This window comes from Allobosea sp. TWI1241 (assembly GCF_039673065.1).
In the GTDB taxonomy this organism is placed as follows: Bacteria; Pseudomonadota; Alphaproteobacteria; order Rhizobiales; family Beijerinckiaceae; genus Allobosea.
In genome coordinates this window covers 156279-172584 of record NZ_JBDJKW010000007.1, presented here as the reverse complement: position 1 = coordinate 172584, position 16306 = coordinate 156279, and the positions used below count along the sequence as shown (strand labels likewise).

The following is a 16306-nucleotide window of genomic DNA, read 5'->3' as shown; positions in this document are numbered from 1 at the left end:
CGGGCGTCGGCATCATGCCTGCCCGCCCGTGGCCGACGGCGTAGTCCGCCTCGCCTTCGCGAAGGCCCGATCCGTCTGGATGAACCGCTCCAGCATCGGCACGATCAGGCGGACGGGATCGGTCGGCGCGTGGTTGTTCTCGCGGCCAAGCGCTTCGGCATAGGCCGTGAGGTCGCGGTACAGGACGGCGGGCAGTTCGACCGTCACCTTCACGGGCTTGTCGTCGGCGATCGGGCCGAGTTTCAGCTTGGTCATGGCGTGGCTCCATAGGCTTCGAGCACGAGATCTCTCGTAACAACAACACGGACGGGGAAACCCGGCCGGATGGTGAGTGTCGGGGCTATGTCGAGCTGGCGCTGGACGATCTGCCGACCGGTCTGACCGATGCTGTCGGATGCGCCGTCGCGGATGGCGCTGAGCAAATCGCTCTCGTCACTGGACGATCCCGTGTTGGCGCCAATGCTGAGCAGCGTCGAAAGGGCGGCAGCTTTGAACAGTTCACCCCAATGATAATCGACGCCATCCTCAAGCCCCGCATAGCCTTCGGCGTCGGCGCCCGGCTGGCGCTCCAGCACGATCGAACGGCCGTTGGGCATGATGAGGCGGTTCCAAACCAGCAACACGCGGCGCTGTCCGAAGCCGACGCCGTTGTCGTACTGGCCGATCAGCCGTGTGCCCTGCGGCACCAGCAGGATGCGGCCGGTCGGGCTGTCGTAGATGTTCTCCGTGACCTGGGCGGTAATCTGGCCGGGCAGATCGGAGCGGATGCCGGTGATGAGCGCGGCGGGAATCAGTGCGCCGGCCTGAAGCACGTTGGGCGACGCGGGGGCGGTGACGCGATCGGGCGCGACGGTGCGCCGGTCTGCCGCCTGATTGAGGAAGGCGAGTTGCCGCTCCTGCGCGGTCGGTGTCGCTGACTGCGGCGCGAGACCGAGGCTGGTCAGGTCCGGCATTGGCGGCGTGGCGTTTACGGTCGTGGTGGCGGACGGCGCGGTAGTCCGCGTCTCGGTCGAAGCAAACAGCCGTCCGGTCCGCGCCGCTTCGATCTCCTGAAGCCGGCGCTGCTCTTCGGCGCTGAGGCCGGGTGTCACCGCGCCGGGCGTGACCATGCCCGGCGCGGGCACGGGCTGGCCGCGGTTCTGCGCATCAAGGATAGGCCGACCGAGATCTCCGGGCAGCGGCGGACCTAGAACCGGGCCGGTATAGTCACGCGGCAGGCCGTTGAGACCATCGGCGGTCGAGCGGTTCTCGGTCGAATAGAGTTCGCTGTTTCCGCCTCCGCCATCGCGAGTCTGGAGCGCATAGATCAGTGCGCCGCCGATACTGAGGCTGCCGACCAAGCCGAGACCGGCCAGAACCTTCCGCGACAACCGGGTGACGCGCGGCGGTTCCGCGCGAAGGCGCATGGGTGCGACGGGTTCGCCCGTGAGTGGCCGGGCGTCATCGTCGTCCGGCGTCGGCCCTGGCTTCGCGCTCTTGTCGGGATCGATCTCGCTCACGATGCCGGCCTCCCGTCGGTGCGGGTGATGCGGACGCGCTTCTGATGGTCGCCGGTGCCGAGGCGCAGTTCGGCGGCGGCGAACAGCCGGTCGATGATCATGTGACGGCCGCGCACCCGGTAGTTCACCAGTTCGGAGGTGTCGCCCTCGGGACCGACGACGAACAGCGGCGGCATCTCGCCCTGGGCTATGCCGCGCGGGAATTCGATGAACACCTGCCGGCCGTCATCGAACGCGCGTAGCGGCCGCCACGGCGCACGGTCGCCCTCAATCGCATAGCGGAAATTGACGTTGGCGAGATCGACGCCGGAGGCGACCGGCTGCGCGGCCTCGGCCTGGGCATTCTGCCGGCGCAGGGCGATGAGCTGGTCCTGCGGATACTGCCAGGACACCGAGGCCATGTAGGTCCGATCGGTCGAGCGCAGTTCCATGTGATAGGTGCGCAGATTGGTGTTGATGACGAGGTTGGTCATCAGCTCGGGCCGCGTCGGCTTCACCAGGATATGCACCTGCTGGGTCGCGCCGGAGCCGCTGAGCGTATCGCCGATGATCCAGCGCACGGTGTCGCCAGCGGCGACCGGGCCGGACCCGACGAGGGTTTCGCCGGGCTGGAGCGCGATGTCGGTGATCTGCCCGACGGCGGTGTAAACCTGATAGAGCGCGCCGCCAGTATAGGGATAGACCTGCATGGCGTTGATGAAGCCGTCCCGCACCGGCTGGATGCGTGCGGCGGCGTTGGCCTGGTTGACGCGGGCGGCGGGGTCGGCCGGCTCGGGTGTCTGACGCGAACGCTCCACCGGCTTCATCTGCCCCGGTAGAGGCAGAGGACGCGGCAGTTCGACGACGGTGACGGGCGACGGCGGATCGACGGTCTGCACGGCGGGCGCGGCGTCGTCATAGGCGATCTCTGGCGGTTTTTGCGTCGTGGCGCAGCCGGCGAGCGCCGTTGCGGACAGCAGTAGAAGCGCAAATCCGGCTTTACGGAGAGACGTAGTCTCGCACACGTTTTTTGGCTGTAGACGTGCGAGGCAGTTCGCCGGAGATCCGGCGGTCAGTTGAGACGGCCGGATCATTGTCCAAGCTCCTTCGACCAGTTGATGGCGTTGACGTAGATTCCGAGCGGATTGGCCCGGAGCTTTTCGGCGTCGCGGGGTGGCGCGACGGCGATGGTGAGGATGGCGGTCCAGCGCGAGGTCTCCGCGAGGCTGCCGTCCTGATAGCGGCGCTCGACCCAAGCGACGCGGAAGCTGTCGGGGGACGCCCGGATGACGGACGAGACATCGACGGCGATCTGCTGCTTGCCGACTTTCGTGAAGGGGTCGTTGACGCGGGCATAGTCGTTGAGCGCCATCGCACCGCGATCGGTCGTGAACTCATAGGCCCGCAACCAGTTCTGGCGCACGAGGATGGCATCGGCCGGGATCGAGCGGACCTGTTCGATGAAGCGCGCGAGGTGCCAGGCGATCTGCGGATCGGTCGGACGATAGTCCGCGACGGCCGGTGCGATGGCCTGGGCCTGACCGAGCCTGTCGACCTGCACCACCCACGGGACGATCGAGCCATTGGCGGATTGCCAGACCAGAGCGCTGGACAGCCCCGCGGAGAGGATCAGCGAGCCGAACGCCATCAGCCGCCAGTTCCTCGCCTGAACGCGGGCCGAACCGATGCGGTCGTCCCAGACCTGGGCGGCGCGTTGGTATGGAGTCTCGGGTTGCGGCGTCTTGCCGTAATGGGTGGCGGGTCGTTTGAACATCATCGGTCGCTTTCGGAGAGGTTGACGGAAGAACCGCCGCCGTGGCTGTCGCCGGACTTGACGGCATGGGCGGCGGCCTGGATGCCGTGGGCGGCCTGCTGGCCGCGCTTCATGCGCTTGGCCCATGCGGGCGGGCCGTCAGCGCTGGCGGACGAAGAAGATGCGGATGGAGCATCCGTGCTCTCGCTCGGCGCGGCGTCGCCGATGGCGGCCCGTTCGCCGGCCTGAAAACTATCCTTCATCGACGCGGCGGCGCGCTTGAACGGGCTGGCGATGGCGGAGCCGGCCTGGGACGCGCCGGTACTGGCGACGCCCGATGCGCCACCAGCCCGATAGGCGGCGGTCGCACCACCCGCGAGGGTCGCCCCGCCACGGGCGGCGGCGGCAGCGCCTCCGGCGAGGGCGGCACCGCCGGACGCGACGGCGCCGATCGCAGCGCCTCCGGCGGCGACCATACCGCCCGCAGCGAGACCAGTTCCAATGGCCGAACCCGCACCGAGCTGCGGGCCGCCGGAGACGAGACCGTTGGCGATGCCGGGACCGAAGATGCCCAGGCCGAGCAGCGACAGCGCGGCCAGCACGATCGCCATCGCGTCGTCGATCGTCGGCGCGGTGCCGCCGAAGCCGGCAGTGAACTGGCTAAACAGCGTCGAGCCGATACCGATGATGACGGCGAGCACCAGCACCTTGATCCCGGACGAGATGACGTTGCCCAGCACCCGTTCGGCCATGAAGGCGGATTTGCCGAACAGGCCGAAGGGAATGAGCACGAAGCCGGCGAGCGTCGTCAGCTTGAACTCGATCAGGGTGACGAAGAGCTGGATGGCGAGGATGAAGAAGGCCAGCAGCACCAGCGCCCAGGCGAACAGCAGGCAGACGATCTGGATGAAGTTCTCGAAGAACGAGATCCAGCCCATCAGGCCGGAAATGGATTCGAGCAGCGGTCGCCCGGCGTCGAGGCCGACCTGCGCCACTTTGCCGGGGCGCAGCAGATCGGCGGTCGTAAAGCCCGTGCCGGACGCCTTGAGACCGAGACCCGCGAAACTATCGAAGACGATGCGGGCAAGATTATTCCAGTTGCCGATGATGTAGGCGAAAACCCCGACGAACAGCGTCTTCTTGATAAGGCGGCTGATGATGTCGTCATCGCCGCCCATCGACCAGAACAAAGCCGCCAGCGTCACGTCGATGACGATAAGCGTCGTGGCGACGAAGGTGACCTCGCCCGACAGCAGGCCGAAGCCGCTATCGATGTAGCGGGTGAAGACCGCCAGGAACTGGTCGATGACGCCGGTGCCGCCCATCGTCAGCGCTCCCCGGCCATGCTCGGCTCTACCGGCGCGATCTGTTTGGTGATGGGATCGTCATTCGGGGTTGCGGGCGACGCGGCCTGCGGGGCCGTCGGCGGCTGTTTCCGATCGAGACCGAGGAAGCGGTCGCGGCTCTCGGCCCAGACGCGCAGGCACTCGGCGTCACGCGCGCCGGCCTCGCCGAGGCGCTGGCACCGGCGCTGTCCCTCGCGCAACGGATCGGGAGCGGACGGTGCGATCATCGACGCGACCGGGTTCGCCGGTGTCTCATCCTGTCGGGTCATCTCGATCGCCGTGGCGGTCACGGCGATGGCGACGAAGATGACGGCGCCGAGGAGCGCGAGGGTCTTGCCGTCCATGGCGCGTCTCCCCCGGTCAGTTGTTGCCGTTGTTGAACATCCGGGCGTTGCCGGGCTGGTAGCCCGTGCCCGGCGTCAGAAAGCGGCGACGCTGCTCGCGCCCTTGTTCGGCCGCCGCCGCGCGTTCGGCCTCGGTCAGCGCCTGCGCACGGCCGTTGGCGGCGACGACGGCAGTGAGATCGGCGAGCTGCTGGGCCTGGAGTGCGAGAAGCTGGTTGCCGGCCTGCGTTGCCTGGAGCGCGCCGGTCGCGGACTGGCTCGATCCGACCAGCGCCGACATCTGGGCGCGGTTGGTGTCGATATTGCCGACGACACCGGCCTGCACCTTCATCGCGTCCTGCAAGCCGCCGACGGTGTTCTGCCAGCGCGAGCGGGCGTCCGCGACCAGTTGGCTGTCGGAGACCGACATCGAGACGTTGCCATATTGCTGCTGGAAAGCCCGGTCGATCTGCTGGACGTCAAAAGCGATGTTCTGCGCCTGGCTGAGAAGCTGTTGGGTGCGCTGGACCGACTGCTGCAATTGCTGGAGCGACGAATATGGCAGGCTCGCCAGATTGCGGGCCTGATTGATCAGCATCGTCGCTTCGTTCTGAAGCTGGATGATTTGCTGATTGACCGATTGGAGCGTGCGCGCTGCCGTCAGGATGTTCTGCGCATAGTTCGACGGATCGAACACGGTCCACTGCGCGGCGGCGGGCGTGGTGACGATCGGCGACAGCGCCAGCGGCACGGAAAGGATGGATGCGGCGACAAACGCCGCGCGCGAACGGCTGCGGAAATGACGAAGCGTCATGATGAAATCTCCTGGTTGTTGAGGTCGGGGATGAGGTCGGCCGCCCAGGCGAGGCCCCGATGGCGCAGCCAGGCGGCGAGGAAGCCGTCCCGGCCATGCTCAGCGACGATACGGGCGATCTCGGTCTGGTCGGTCTTCGACGAGACGGCGCTGAGCGCCAGCGCCACGTCTGACAGGCCCAGCTCGAACAGCCGGTTGCCGCGCCGCGACTGGCAGTAATAATCGCGCTTGGGTGTCGCCCGCGCGAGTATCTCGATCTGGCGATCATTGAGGCCGAAGCGGCGATAGATGGCGGTGATCTGTGGCTCGATCGCCCGCTCGTTCGGGAGCAGAAGCCGGGTCTGGCAGCTTTCGATGATGGCGGGGGCGATGGCGCTGCCATCGATGTCGCTCAACGACTGGGTGGCGAAGATGACGCTGGCGTTCTTCTTGCGCAGCGTCTTCAGCCATTCGCGGAGTTGGCTGGCGAATCCCTCGTCATCGAGCGCCAGCCAGCCTTCGTCGATGATGATGAGCGTGGGCGAACCGTCGAGCCGGTCGCCGATGCGGTGGAACAGATAGGTTAATACGGCAGGCGCGGCCTCGGTGCCGATCAATCCTTCGGTCTCGAACGCCTGAACCGTAGCGGAGCCGAGATATTCGGCCTCGGCATCGAGCAGCCGGCCATAGGGACCGCCGACGCAATAGGGTCGCAGCGCCTGCTTGAGGTCGTTCGATTGCAGCAGGACCGCGAGACCCGTGATGGTGCGTTCCTCGACTGGCGCGCTGGCCAGCGAGGTCAGCGCCGTCCAGATATATTCCTTGACCTCAGGGGTGATGGCGACGCCCTCGCGCATCAGGATAGCGACGATCCAGTCAGCCGCCCACGCGCGTTCGGGTACGTCATCGACGCGGGCCAGCGGCTGGAGCGACACGCTGTCGTCGGCTCCTTCCGACAGGTTGCCGCCGAGATCGTGCCAGTCGCCGCGCATGGCGAGCGCCGCCGCGCGGATCGATCCGCCGAAGTCGAAGGCGAAGACCTGCGCGCCGACGTAGCGCCGGAACTGGAGCGCCATCAGCGCCAGCAGCACGGACTTGCCGGCGCCGGTCGGGCCGACGACGAGCGTATGCCCGACGTCGCCGACGTGAAGGGATAACCGGAACGGGGTCGAGCCTTCGGTCTTGCCGAAGAGCAGTGGGGGCGCTGCAAAATGCTCGTCCCGCACCTCGCCCGCCCACACCGCCGAAAGCGGGATCATGTGGGCGAGGTTCAAAGTCGAAATCGGCGGCTGCCGGACATTGGCGTAGACGTGGCCCGGCAAGCTGCCGAGCCACGCGTCCGCCGCGTTGATCGTCTCGGCCATCGCGGTGAAGTCGCGGCCCTGAATGACCTTCTCGACCAGCCGCAGCTTCTCGTCGGCAATACGGAGATCGTCGTCCCACACCGTCACCGTCGCGGTGACGTAGGCGAGACCGGCATAGTCCGCGCCGAGTTCCTGCAGGGCCATGTCCGCATCGGCCGCCTTGTTCGATGCGTCCGTGTCCACGAGGGCGGACGCCTCGTTGGTCATCACCTCCTTGAGGATGGCGGCGATGCTCTTCCGCTTGGCGAACCATTGCCGCCGGATCTTGGTCAGCAGCTTTGTCGCATCGGTCTTGTCGAGCAGGATGGCGCGGGTGGACCAGCGATAGGGAAAGGCCAGCCGGTTCAGCTCGTCGAGCAGGCCGGGCGTGGTCGCGGTCGGAAAACCGACGATAGTCAGCACCCGAAGATGCGCAGATCCCAGGCGCGGCTCAAGCCCGCCGGTCAGCGGCTGATCGGCGACGAGGGCATCGAGATAGATCGGCGTCTCGGGCACGCGGACTCGGTGACGATGCGTCGAGACGGTCGAATGCAGGTAGGTCAGCGTCTCGGCGTCATCGAGCCAGACGCGTTCTGGCATGAAGCCTTCGACCAGTTGCAGCACGCGGTCGGTGCGATCGACGAAGCCGGTCAGCATCTCGCGGCCATCGACGCCGGAGCGTTCGCGGCCCTCGTACAGCCAGGTCTCGGCGCGTGCCGCGTCCTCGGCCGGCGGGAGATAGGTGAAGGTTAGGAAATAGCTGGACTCGTAGTGCGAGGCGGCCTCCTCGAAGTCGGCCTTGCGCTCGGCATCGACCAGCGCAGACGCCGCATCGGGAAAGGTGCTGTCTGGATAGGACGCGGCCTCGTGGCGCTGGGCCTCGACGAAGATCGCCCAGCCCGATCCGAGGCGGCGAAAGGCGTTGTTCAATCGCCCGGCGACGGCGACCAGTTCGGCTGGCACGGCACTGTCGAGGTCGGGGCCACGGAAACGCGCGGTGCGCTGGAAGCTACCGTCCTTGTTGAGGACGACGCCGGAGCCGATCAGCGCAGCCCAGGGCAGGAAGTCGGCGAGACGGGTCGCGGTGCGGCGATATTCTGCGAGGTTCATCATGGTGAGCGCTCCCCTCAGACCGACAGGTGGCCGGGGATGCGCAGATGACGGCGCACCACATCGACGAACATCGGATCGCGCTTGGCCGCCCAAACGGCCGCGAGGTGGCCGATGGCCCAGATGACGAGGCCGACCAGCCAAAGACGCAGGCCCAGGCCGAGCGCCGCCGCCAGCGTGCCGTTGAGGATGGCCAGGCCACGCGGCGCGCCGCCGAGCAGGATATGCTCGGTTAGCGCCCGGTGGACCGACACCGCATAGCCCGGCACGTCTCCGGCATGATCGACCATATACGCCATCAGACGAGCGCCCCGCCGCCGAACGAGAAGAACGACAGGAAGAAGCTCGACGCGGCGAACGCGATCGACAGGCCGAAGACGATCTGGATCAGACGGCGGAAGCCGCCCGAGGTGTCGCCGAAGGCGAGCGCCAGGCCGGTCGAGATGATAACGATCACCGCGATGATCTTGGCGACAGGTCCTTCGATCGACTGTAGGATGGATTGCAGCGGCGCTTCCCACGGCATGGACGAGCCGGAGGCGTAAGCGGCCGGTGCCAGCATGAGGCTGAGGGAAACGGTGGCCGCGGCCATCGCCATGTGGCGGCAGCCGCGCGAATGCGTGCGGATCATCGGATATCTCCTGTGAGGTTGAGGACGGGCTGGATGTCGCCGCCGTCGTTGACGGCCGGCACGACGCGGTATTCGCCGCGCGCGTCGAGACCTTCGACACGGGCGAGTTCGACAAGGCGGCGCTGCGATCCGCGCCCGGCGAGCACCGCGACGAGATCGATGGTCTCGGCGATCAGCGCGCGCGGCACGGTGACGACGGCTTCCTGGATCAGTTGTTCGAGGCGGCGTATTGCGCCGATGGCGCTGCCCGCATGGATGGTGCCGACGCCTCCAGGATGGCCGGTGCCCCACGCCTTCAAGAGATCGAGTGCCTCGGGGCCGCGCACCTCACCGATCGGGATGCGGTCGGGCCGCAGGCGCAGCGATGAGCGGACAAGATCGGAGAGCGAGGCGACGCCATCCTTGGTCCGCATCGCGATGAGGTTCGGGGCTGCGCATTGCAGCTCGCGCGTATCCTCGATGATGACGACGCGATCGGTGGTGTTCGCCACCTCGGCCAGGAGCGCATTGGTCAGCGTGGTTTTGCCGGTGGACGTGCCGCCCGCGACGAGGATGTTGGCGCGCGAGGCGACGGCTGATCGAAGCGCTTCGGCCTGGCCGGCCGACATGATGCCGGCGGCGACATAATCGTCGAGCGTGAACACAGCGACGGCGGGTTTGCGGATGGCGAAGGCCGGTGCCGATACGACCGGCGGCAACATCCCCTCGAACCGTTCGCCGGTCTCGGGCAGTTCGGCGGAGACTCGCGGCGAACCGGCATGGACCTCCGCGCCGACATGATGGGCGACCAGACGCACGATGCGTTCGCCATCGGCCGGGGCGAGCCGCTCGCCCGTGTCGGACAGCCCTTCGGACAGCCGGTCGATCCACAGCCGTCCGTCGGGGTTGAGCATCACTTCGACAACGGCGGGGTCTTCCAGAAATCGCGCGATGGCGGGGCCGAGCGCTGTGCGCAACATCCGCGCGCCCCGCGTCAAACTCTCCGAATTTTGGTGCGATATCGCCATTCCATCCCCGATCTCGCCGGGGACGACACAGACGCTTCCCCGACGGGGATGATTAAAAGAGCCGGAAGTTTGGCCGATTCAACAAGTATCTAACGGCCGGCGGTCATAGCGAAGAAAAGGCGGCAATCGGCGGGATTGAATATAGGGCGCCGACCATCCAGGGTGTCCGCTATTCTAAATCAACCGCTCCATTGCGCCGTGATTCAACGTCTCGTGACAGGTCTTTCAGGAACCGATCCCCGTTCGACAACCGACGCCCGAGCGATTGCAGGAAGCCGTCGAACCTCTCCGCGCCCTTCGCTCGCGCCGACGCCTGAGCGCTGTCGGGCAGCGGCGGGGTCACGGTCAGCCAGAAGCGGATGAACAGCGAGAGCGTCTCGCCGAGAATGGCGAGATCCTCGTCTAGTCCATCGACCTGTCGGCCAAGTTTGTCCATGCGGCGGGCGAATACCGCCTCCAGCCGCTCGGAGGCGTCGGCCGACAGGAACGACGCGACGGCCGCTTCGATGACGGCCGACTTGGAGACGTTGCGACGCAGCGCCAGCGCCTCGACCTTCTTCAACAGGTCCGGCTCGAAATAGACGTTCATGCGGGATTTGGTCTGCATGGCGTCGGCTCCTTACAGTTCGATGCCGTCGGCCGGGTCCATGGTCGCTTGGGCGGCGACGGACGTGACCTGCTGGCGCATGGTTCGGGATTTGGCGGCGTCCACGTCCGGTTCGTCGTCGAGCACGTCGAACTCGCCGGCCACCGGACGTTCGTCCGGGACGATCTCCTCGTGTTCGGGCAGTTCCGGCTCGCGGCGGACGCCGGCATTGGCGGGATCGGTGGTAGTGGCGTCAGGTGTCGGCGGTGCTGATGGTGCAATGGGCGTCGGGATCGTCAGCGCCGACCAGTCGTCGCCCGGTTGGGCTTTCGGCGATTTGACCCCGGCGGACAGCTCCGGCGGCGGCAGCAACCGCTCCTTGAAGCGGACGTCCTCGTAATAGCGCGCTTTCCTCGCCCGGATCGGCGGCACGCCCGCCACCAGCAAAAGCTCGTCGGTGGGCGGAAGCTGCATCACCTCGCCGGGGGTGAGCAGCGGCCTGGCTGTCTCCTGCCGCGACACCATGAGATGACCGAGCCAGGGCGAGAGCCGATGGCCGGCATAGTTGGTGGAATCGCGCATCTCGGTCGCGGTGCCGAGCGAGTCCGACACGCGCTTGGCGGTGCGCTCGTCATTGGTGGCGAAGGCGACACGGACATGGCAGTTGTCGAGGACCGAATTGTTCGCGCCATAGGCCTTCTCGATCTGGTTGAGGCTCTGTGCGATCAGGAAACTCTTGATGCCGTAGCCCGCCATGAAGGCCAGCGCGGATTCGAAGAAGTCGAGCCGCCCCAGCGCCGGGAACTCGTCGAGCATCAGCAGCAGTCGGTGGCGGTTGCCAGATGCCTTCAGCTCCTCGGTCAGCCGCCGCCCGACCTGGTTGAGGATCAGGCGGATCAGCGGCTTGGTGCGGGCGATGTCGGACGGCGGCACGACCAGATAGAGGCTGACCGGCCGCTTTCCAGAGACGAGATCGGCGATGCGCCAGTCGCAACGCGCCGTCACCTTCGCCACGACAGGATCGCGGTAGAGGCCGAGGAACGACATGGCGGTGGACAATACGCCGGAGCGTTCGTTGTCGGATTTGTTGAGCAGCTCACGCGCCGACGAGGCGATGACGGGATGGACGCCGGCATCCCCCAGATGCGGCGTGGACATCATCGCGCGCAGCGTCGCCTCCACCGGCCGTTTCGGATCGGAGAGGAAGTTAGCGACGCCGGCCAGCGTTTTGTCGGCTTCGGCATAGAGGACGTGCAGGATGACGCCGACCAGCAGCGAATGGCTGGTCTTTTCCCAATGGTTTCGCTTGTCGAGCGCGCCTTCGGGATCGACCAGGATGTCGGCAATGTTCTGGACGTCGCGTACCTCCCAATCGCCGCGACGCACCTCCAGTAGCGGATTGTAGGCGGAGGACGTCGCGTCGGTCGGGTCGAACAACAGCACGCGGCCGTGCCTGGCGCGGAACCCCGCCGTCAGCCCCCAGTTCTCGCCCTTGATGTCATGGACGATGACGCTGCCGGGCCAGGTCAGCAGCGTCGGCACCACGAGGCCGACGCCCTTGCCGGAACGGGTCGGCGCGAAGCACAGCACATGCTCCGGGCCGTCATGGCGCAGATAGTCGCGCTCCAGCCTGCCGAGCACGACGCCATCCGGGCCGAGCAGCCCGGCCGCCTTCACCTCCTCGGGCGAGGCCCAGCGTGCCGACCCGTAGGTGGCGACGTTCTTGGCTTCACGCGCCCGGATGATCGACAGGGTGATGGCGACGGCGATGGAGAGGAACCCACCGGACGCTGCGATGATCGCGCCTTCGATGAAGATCGCGGGCGCATAGGCGTCGTAAGAATACCACCACCAGAAGAAGGTCGGCGGATAATAGACCGGCCAGCCGCCCAGCTCAAACCAAGGCGTGCCGAGTTGCCCCTGAAACCCGAGCCGCCACGCCGTCCACTCGGTTGCGCCCCAGATCGTCGCCAGCAAGATGGCGACGACTATGGTGATCTGGCCCCAGAGGACACGGCTTCCCGACATACAGACTCCAATCGGCAAAAGAGACGGAGCCGATCAGAGAATAGGCGGTTTCGCGAGAGGCAACAGAAAAGAACAGCGAGCGTGTTGCCGGATACCATGGCGTAGAAATCGGACGGTCAGTGCCGCGTGTTGCGGGCCTCTTCGACGGCCTGTTCGAGTATCTTCCGGTAGCCGATCTTCGTCATCCACAGCGCGCGGGCGAAATGGCTCTCCCAGCATGTCCGCGTTCGACTGGTCTCCGCTACCGGATCGCGATGCAGCACGATCCGGGCCGCCTCGGTCCAGTCGGCGCCGTCGGTCTCGGCGTCCAGCAGGCGCAGATAGGTGACGAAATGCGCCTCGTCATAGAGTGTCACGTCCGGCTCCATCGGCGCCAGGTCATCAACGTCAGGATCGAGATCGGGTTTGGCGCGCATCTGGTCCTCCCTCGGACCCATGGAAACGATAATCCTGAAATGGGATAATCCTAAATCAGGATTAGCAAAACTGCTCCCCTTTTTCAATGGAGAGCCGTTCCGCATGCAGAAAACCTTGCGCTCGCCCCGCCAACAACTTCTTCAGACACTTCTCTCGGCAGCACGCAAGGGCAGAAATCTGACGCAGGCAGAACTTGCCGAGCGACTGAACAAGCCGCAGTCCTTCGTCGCCAAGTATGAGAACGGAGAGCGACGGATTGATGTTGTCGAGTTCGTGGATATTGCAGCTGCGCTTGAAGTGTCCACCGCTGAAATCCTGTCGAGGATCGAATCGGTCGGTCGCGTGTCATGACAAGCAACTGACGGAGGAAGAACCGTGTCAGCCAGCCTCATCGTCTCGGGTCGGGTAGCAGAAGCGTTTGTTATCGAGCCAGGGGTTTACTGAAAGATTCAGATGGGCGGGGCTGAGCACTGGCCTTTTTGGCGAGGTCGAGGAAATTGCGGAGTGCTGGTGCGCGGTTGTTTGGCGACCATACGGCGGAGAAAACGACAGGTCCCGGCTCGTCAAGAAGGGGCAGGAACACCACGCCCGGAAATCGGATTTGCGACGTAGACTCTGTGGCGAGCGTCATACCGTAACCTTGCTCCACCATCGATATCAGCGTCAGCCGATCGACGTCGAAGCGCTGTATGGATGGTCGCGGCCAACGCTCGGCGAGGCGTAGCAAGATAAGGTCATAGAGTTGCGGGCCTGTTCCACCATGCCGAACCAGAAAGGTCTCGGCCGAAATGTCTTTCCACAAGACACCTGCGCCGTCGGCAAGTGGATGGGCCGCTGGTAAGGCGATCATCAGTTGCTCGGTCCATATTGGCTTGGAATGACAATCGGGAATGTCCGGTGCGCCCAGCACCAACGCGACATCCAGATGCCCGTCACGCACCTGCTTCACAGCGTCCCCGGCGCTGCGCTCAGCGATCTTGATATCGACGCCGGGGTGCATTTCGCGGTAGCGGTTCAGGAGACCGGCGAGGAAGCCGTTGGAGATCAGGGCATATGCGCTGATGCGGAGATGCCCCTGTTCGCCGCGCGCCAGCAAGCCAGCGGTCTTTACCGCGTGGTCGAGGTGATCGATGCCGACCGCTAACTGATCGACGAAATGCCGGCCGGCCTCGGTCAGCCGTACGCCGCGCGGCAGGCGCTCGAACAGCAGGATGCCAAGATCCTGCTCCAGCAGTTTGATGCGGGTGCTGACGCTGGACTGGCTTACGCCGAGAGCATTAGCGGCGTGACGAAAGTTCAGGTGCTCCGCCACGGCCAGCGTCTGCATCAATGACGCCAACGGAATCCTCGAACCCAGAGGCGAGCGTACGCCGCCTCGTCCTAACGTCCTCTCATCGTTGAGCTGAAGGGAGGAAAGCCGCCGCATCGCCTACACCTGTGGCTCGGCGTTGCGATGTGGCGACACTCCCGTGCGCGCGCTCAATCGCGTTTTCCATTGCGCTGAAGCAGCAGCACGATGATACCAACGATTGCGGCTACCGCGCCGACGGGCGCTGTGGCCGCCAGCCCCAGACTTCCGATCACGCCACCGCCCAGGATCGAGCCAAGTGCGATGCCGGAATTGAACCCGGCGATATTGAGACCGGCGGCGGCGGCGAGTGCATGGGGGGCGTGCCGTTCCCCGATGCCGATTACCCGCGCCTGCATGGCGGGAACCGCCGCATAGGTCAGCGCCCCAAGTGCCGCGATCAGCACCGTCATGGCAGGAATGGAACCGGCTGCGGGCCACATTGCGCCAAGCACAAAAGCAAGCCCGATCAGGACGATCATCACCGCCTTGTCGGGTCCGAGCCGGTCGGTCATGCGCCCGCCCACGACATTGCCGATGGCTGCGGCAATGCCATAGACCAGCATCATCGCGGCGACGAGAGGCGCATCCATGCCCGTCACCTCGATCAGCAACGGCGAGATGTAGGAAAACAGGGCGAATGATCCCGTATAAGCCAACACGGTGATCAAGGCTGCGCCAAGAAGCCTGCGATCGAATAGCGCGACCAGATTATGGAAGGCGTCCTTTGCCACACCGCCATCCCTGCCGTTTGGCATCAAAAAGGCCAGCCCGAGGAAGCCGACAGCGCCACAGGCGGCGACGCCCATAAAGATTGCCTGCCAGGTCCAGATGCCACCGAGGAATGTCCCGATCGGCACGCCGAAGGCGAGCGCCAGCGTGAGGCCGCCAAAGACGACGGCAACGGCGCTTCCGGCGCGCTCCGGCGCCACCAGCCGGGTCGCGGCGCTGGAGGCGACAGCAAGGAAGACGCCATGCCCGAGGCCTGATCCGAACCGGGCTGCGAGCAGCGAGTTCAGATCGCCAGACAAACCCACGACGAAATTGCCGACGGTGAACACCGCCATGGCCGCCAGCAGCAGATGCTTGCGGCTCCAGGCGGCGGCCAATGCGGTAAGGATGGGTGCCCCGATGGTAGCGCCGAGCGCGTAGGCGGCGACGGCGCCGCCGACCTGATCGACGCCGACATGGAGATCGTTCGCGATGGCCGAGACGAGGCCGATGGTGACAAACTCGGTGAAGCCTAGCGCAAATGCCGAGAGCGCGAAGACATAGATGACGAGCGGAATGCTCCGGGCATGCGGCGTGGTCATGGAAAGTAACTTTCTTTGATTGGTTGCGAAGACCCGGCTCAATCGGCTGAGGCGAGCGCCAGTGCTTCGAGGGTCAGTTTGGCAGTCAGGGCCGAGGATGCCGGGTTCTGGCCCGTCACGAGCCGACCATCGGCAATGGCGAACGGCTGGAAATCAGCGGTGCTCTCGTAGCGGCCGCCTAACGCGCGCAGGCGGGTTTCCAGCAGGAACGGGACGGCCTCGGCCAGCCCTATGGCTCGCTCCTCGCTGTCGGTGAAGCCGGTGACGCGCCGACCTCTCACCAGCGGCGCACCCGTTTCATCTTTGACGTTCACAAGGCCAGCCGGACCGTGGCAGACGGCGGCGATCACCTTGCCCTGCGCCCATATCGCATCGAGAAGTGCAGCGAGCGCCGTGCTTTGCGGCAAGTCCCACATCGTTCCATGCCCTCCGGGCAGAAACACAGCGTCATAGGTGGATACGTCGATGTCCTCGACGGCCGTGGTCGCTGTGAGCGCGTCGGACGCCTTCCGGTCATTGAGGAAGCGATCCACACTATCCTCGTTCTCGCCTCTGGCTTTTACCGATCGGGGATCGATCGGCGCCGGGCCACCTTGAATGGAGGCCAGCGTCACCGACGCGCCGGCATCGACGAAGGCGTAGTAAGGTGTCGCCAGTTCCTCGAACCACAGGCCGGTGGGTTTGTCGGGCTCGCCCATCGTGGCGCTGGAGGTAAGGATCATCAGAATCTTGAGCTTAGTAAGCATCGGGGCACTCCGGTTGTTGTCCGGAACATGGCTCACGCCAGCACGCGACAAAAATCATTCCTTGTGCTATCAGTCATAGAAATA

The 16306-nt window shown here is 65.6% G+C and carries 18 protein-coding genes; 1 reads left to right on the top strand and 17 read right to left on the bottom strand.

Going from position 1 to position 16306, the window contains the following annotated elements; genetic code table 11:
- Positions 1-12: 12 nt before the first annotated feature.
- The 14 genes from ABE438_RS11560 to ABE438_RS11495 form a co-directional block, all read right to left on the bottom strand.
- A complete protein-coding gene (locus ABE438_RS11560) occupies positions 13-255 on the bottom strand; it encodes a DUF2274 domain-containing protein (RefSeq protein WP_346502771.1) in 243 nt (80 codons plus the stop codon).
- The gene (locus ABE438_RS11555) at positions 252-1499 is read right to left on the bottom strand and encodes a TraB/TrbI/VirB10 family type IV secretion system protein (RefSeq protein ID WP_346502770.1); all 1248 of its coding nucleotides are present in this window, start codon (positions 1497-1499) and stop codon (positions 252-254) included. Before ABE438_RS11555 ends, ABE438_RS11560 begins: the two co-directional genes overlap by 4 nt.
- Positions 1496-2572, bottom strand: coding sequence for a P-type conjugative transfer protein TrbG (gene trbG / locus ABE438_RS11550; protein WP_346502769.1), 1077 nt, complete (start codon positions 2570-2572; stop codon positions 1496-1498). Before trbG ends, ABE438_RS11555 begins: the two co-directional genes overlap by 4 nt.
- Positions 2569-3252 carry a conjugal transfer protein TrbF gene (trbF, locus tag ABE438_RS11545; protein WP_346502832.1) on the bottom strand — a complete coding sequence of 228 codons (684 nt, stop codon included), beginning with the start codon at positions 3250-3252 and terminating at the stop codon, positions 2569-2571. The genes trbG and trbF overlap by 4 nt, the downstream gene beginning before the upstream one ends.
- The gene (gene trbL, locus ABE438_RS11540; RefSeq protein ID WP_346502768.1) at positions 3252-4556 is read right to left on the bottom strand and encodes a P-type conjugative transfer protein TrbL; all 1305 of its coding nucleotides are present in this window, start codon (positions 4554-4556) and stop codon (positions 3252-3254) included. The genes trbF and trbL overlap by 1 nt, the downstream gene beginning before the upstream one ends.
- A 2-nt stretch (positions 4557-4558) precedes the next feature.
- On the bottom strand, positions 4559-4921 hold the full coding sequence (gene trbK-alt / locus ABE438_RS11535) for a putative entry exclusion protein TrbK-alt (RefSeq protein WP_346502767.1): 363 nt from the start codon (positions 4919-4921) through the stop codon (positions 4559-4561).
- 16 nt (positions 4922-4937) lie between these two features.
- Positions 4938-5714: a P-type conjugative transfer protein TrbJ gene (gene trbJ / locus ABE438_RS11530; RefSeq protein WP_346502766.1), complete on the bottom strand. Its 777-nt coding sequence runs from the start codon at positions 5712-5714 to the stop codon at positions 4938-4940.
- Entirely contained in the window at positions 5711-8149 is a 2439-nt protein-coding gene (gene trbE, locus ABE438_RS11525) for a conjugal transfer protein TrbE (protein WP_346502831.1), read from the bottom strand. The genes trbJ and trbE overlap by 4 nt, the downstream gene beginning before the upstream one ends.
- A gap of 14 nt (positions 8150-8163) precedes the next feature.
- The gene (locus tag ABE438_RS11520) at positions 8164-8445 is read right to left on the bottom strand and encodes a VirB3 family type IV secretion system protein (protein ID WP_346502765.1); all 282 of its coding nucleotides are present in this window, start codon (positions 8443-8445) and stop codon (positions 8164-8166) included.
- On the bottom strand, positions 8445-8777 hold the full coding sequence (locus ABE438_RS11515; RefSeq protein WP_346502764.1) for a TrbC/VirB2 family type IV secretion system protein: 333 nt from the start codon (positions 8775-8777) through the stop codon (positions 8445-8447). The genes ABE438_RS11520 and ABE438_RS11515 overlap by 1 nt, the downstream gene beginning before the upstream one ends.
- Positions 8774-9784: a P-type conjugative transfer ATPase TrbB gene (trbB, locus tag ABE438_RS11510; RefSeq protein ID WP_346502763.1), complete on the bottom strand. Its 1011-nt coding sequence runs from the start codon at positions 9782-9784 to the stop codon at positions 8774-8776. Before trbB ends, ABE438_RS11515 begins: the two co-directional genes overlap by 4 nt.
- A gap of 169 nt (positions 9785-9953) precedes the next feature.
- The gene (locus ABE438_RS11505) at positions 9954-10391 is read right to left on the bottom strand and encodes a ribbon-helix-helix domain-containing protein (RefSeq protein WP_346502762.1); all 438 of its coding nucleotides are present in this window, start codon (positions 10389-10391) and stop codon (positions 9954-9956) included.
- A 12-nt stretch (positions 10392-10403) separates the two neighbouring features.
- Complete coding sequence (locus tag ABE438_RS11500; protein ID WP_346502761.1) at positions 10404-12398, bottom strand: conjugal transfer protein TraG; 1995 nt, start codon at positions 12396-12398, stop codon at positions 10404-10406.
- 116 nt (positions 12399-12514) lie between these two features.
- Complete coding sequence (locus ABE438_RS11495) at positions 12515-12814, bottom strand: DNA -binding domain-containing protein (protein WP_346502760.1); 300 nt, start codon at positions 12812-12814, stop codon at positions 12515-12517.
- On the opposite strand from ABE438_RS11495, the gene ABE438_RS11490 reads away from it, so the two are divergent.
- Positions 12804-13166, top strand: a complete 363-nt coding sequence (locus ABE438_RS11490) for a helix-turn-helix domain-containing protein (RefSeq protein WP_346502759.1) — start codon at positions 12804-12806, stop codon at positions 13164-13166. The two genes, ABE438_RS11495 and ABE438_RS11490, sit on opposite strands and share 11 nt — an antisense overlap.
- A 70-nt stretch (positions 13167-13236) precedes the next feature.
- Here ABE438_RS11490 and ABE438_RS11485 read toward each other — a convergent pair whose 3' ends face one another.
- The 3 genes from ABE438_RS11485 to ABE438_RS11475 all read right to left on the bottom strand — a co-directional run bounded on the left by ABE438_RS11485 (position 13237) and on the right by ABE438_RS11475 (position 16222).
- On the bottom strand, positions 13237-14142 hold the full coding sequence (locus ABE438_RS11485; RefSeq protein ID WP_346502758.1) for a LysR family transcriptional regulator: 906 nt from the start codon (positions 14140-14142) through the stop codon (positions 13237-13239).
- A gap of 152 nt (positions 14143-14294) precedes the next feature.
- Positions 14295-15476, bottom strand: coding sequence for an MFS transporter (locus ABE438_RS11480; RefSeq protein WP_346502757.1), 1182 nt, complete (start codon positions 15474-15476; stop codon positions 14295-14297).
- Between the two features lie 38 nt (positions 15477-15514).
- Positions 15515-16222, bottom strand: coding sequence for a type 1 glutamine amidotransferase domain-containing protein (locus ABE438_RS11475; protein WP_346502756.1), 708 nt, complete (start codon positions 16220-16222; stop codon positions 15515-15517).
- Positions 16223-16306 lie beyond the last annotated feature (84 nt).

Excerpts from the sequence above, each read along its gene's own strand:
- trbB (WP_346502763.1), bottom strand. The coding sequence starts at position 9,784 with ATGGCGATATCGCACCAAAATTCGGAGAGTTTGACGCGGGGCGCGCGG.
- ABE438_RS11475 (WP_346502756.1), bottom strand. The coding sequence starts at position 16,222 with ATGCTTACTAAGCTCAAGATTCTGATGATCCTTACCTCCAGCGCCACG.
- trbJ (WP_346502766.1), bottom strand. The coding sequence starts at position 5,714 with ATGACGCTTCGTCATTTCCGCAGCCGTTCGCGCGCGGCGTTTGTCGCC.
- ABE438_RS11515 (WP_346502764.1), bottom strand. The coding sequence starts at position 8,777 with ATGATCCGCACGCATTCGCGCGGCTGCCGCCACATGGCGATGGCCGCG.
- ABE438_RS11485 (WP_346502758.1), bottom strand. The coding sequence starts at position 14,142 with ATGCAGACGCTGGCCGTGGCGGAGCACCTGAACTTTCGTCACGCCGCT.
- ABE438_RS11505 (WP_346502762.1), bottom strand. The coding sequence starts at position 10,391 with ATGCAGACCAAATCCCGCATGAACGTCTATTTCGAGCCGGACCTGTTG.
- trbF (WP_346502832.1), bottom strand. The coding sequence starts at position 3,252 with ATGTTCAAACGACCCGCCACCCATTACGGCAAGACGCCGCAACCCGAG.
- trbE (WP_346502831.1), bottom strand. The coding sequence starts at position 8,149 with ATGATGAACCTCGCAGAATATCGCCGCACCGCGACCCGTCTCGCCGAC.
- trbK-alt (WP_346502767.1), bottom strand. The coding sequence starts at position 4,921 with ATGGACGGCAAGACCCTCGCGCTCCTCGGCGCCGTCATCTTCGTCGCC.
- trbL (WP_346502768.1), bottom strand. The coding sequence starts at position 4,556 with ATGGGCGGCACCGGCGTCATCGACCAGTTCCTGGCGGTCTTCACCCGC.
- ABE438_RS11560 (WP_346502771.1), bottom strand. The coding sequence starts at position 255 with ATGACCAAGCTGAAACTCGGCCCGATCGCCGACGACAAGCCCGTGAAG.
- ABE438_RS11500 (WP_346502761.1), bottom strand. The coding sequence starts at position 12,398 with ATGTCGGGAAGCCGTGTCCTCTGGGGCCAGATCACCATAGTCGTCGCC.
- ABE438_RS11495 (WP_346502760.1), bottom strand. The coding sequence starts at position 12,814 with ATGCGCGCCAAACCCGATCTCGATCCTGACGTTGATGACCTGGCGCCG.
- ABE438_RS11480 (WP_346502757.1), bottom strand. The coding sequence starts at position 15,476 with ATGACCACGCCGCATGCCCGGAGCATTCCGCTCGTCATCTATGTCTTC.
- ABE438_RS11520 (WP_346502765.1), bottom strand. The coding sequence starts at position 8,445 with ATGGCGTATATGGTCGATCATGCCGGAGACGTGCCGGGCTATGCGGTG.
- trbG (WP_346502769.1), bottom strand. The coding sequence starts at position 2,572 with ATGATCCGGCCGTCTCAACTGACCGCCGGATCTCCGGCGAACTGCCTC.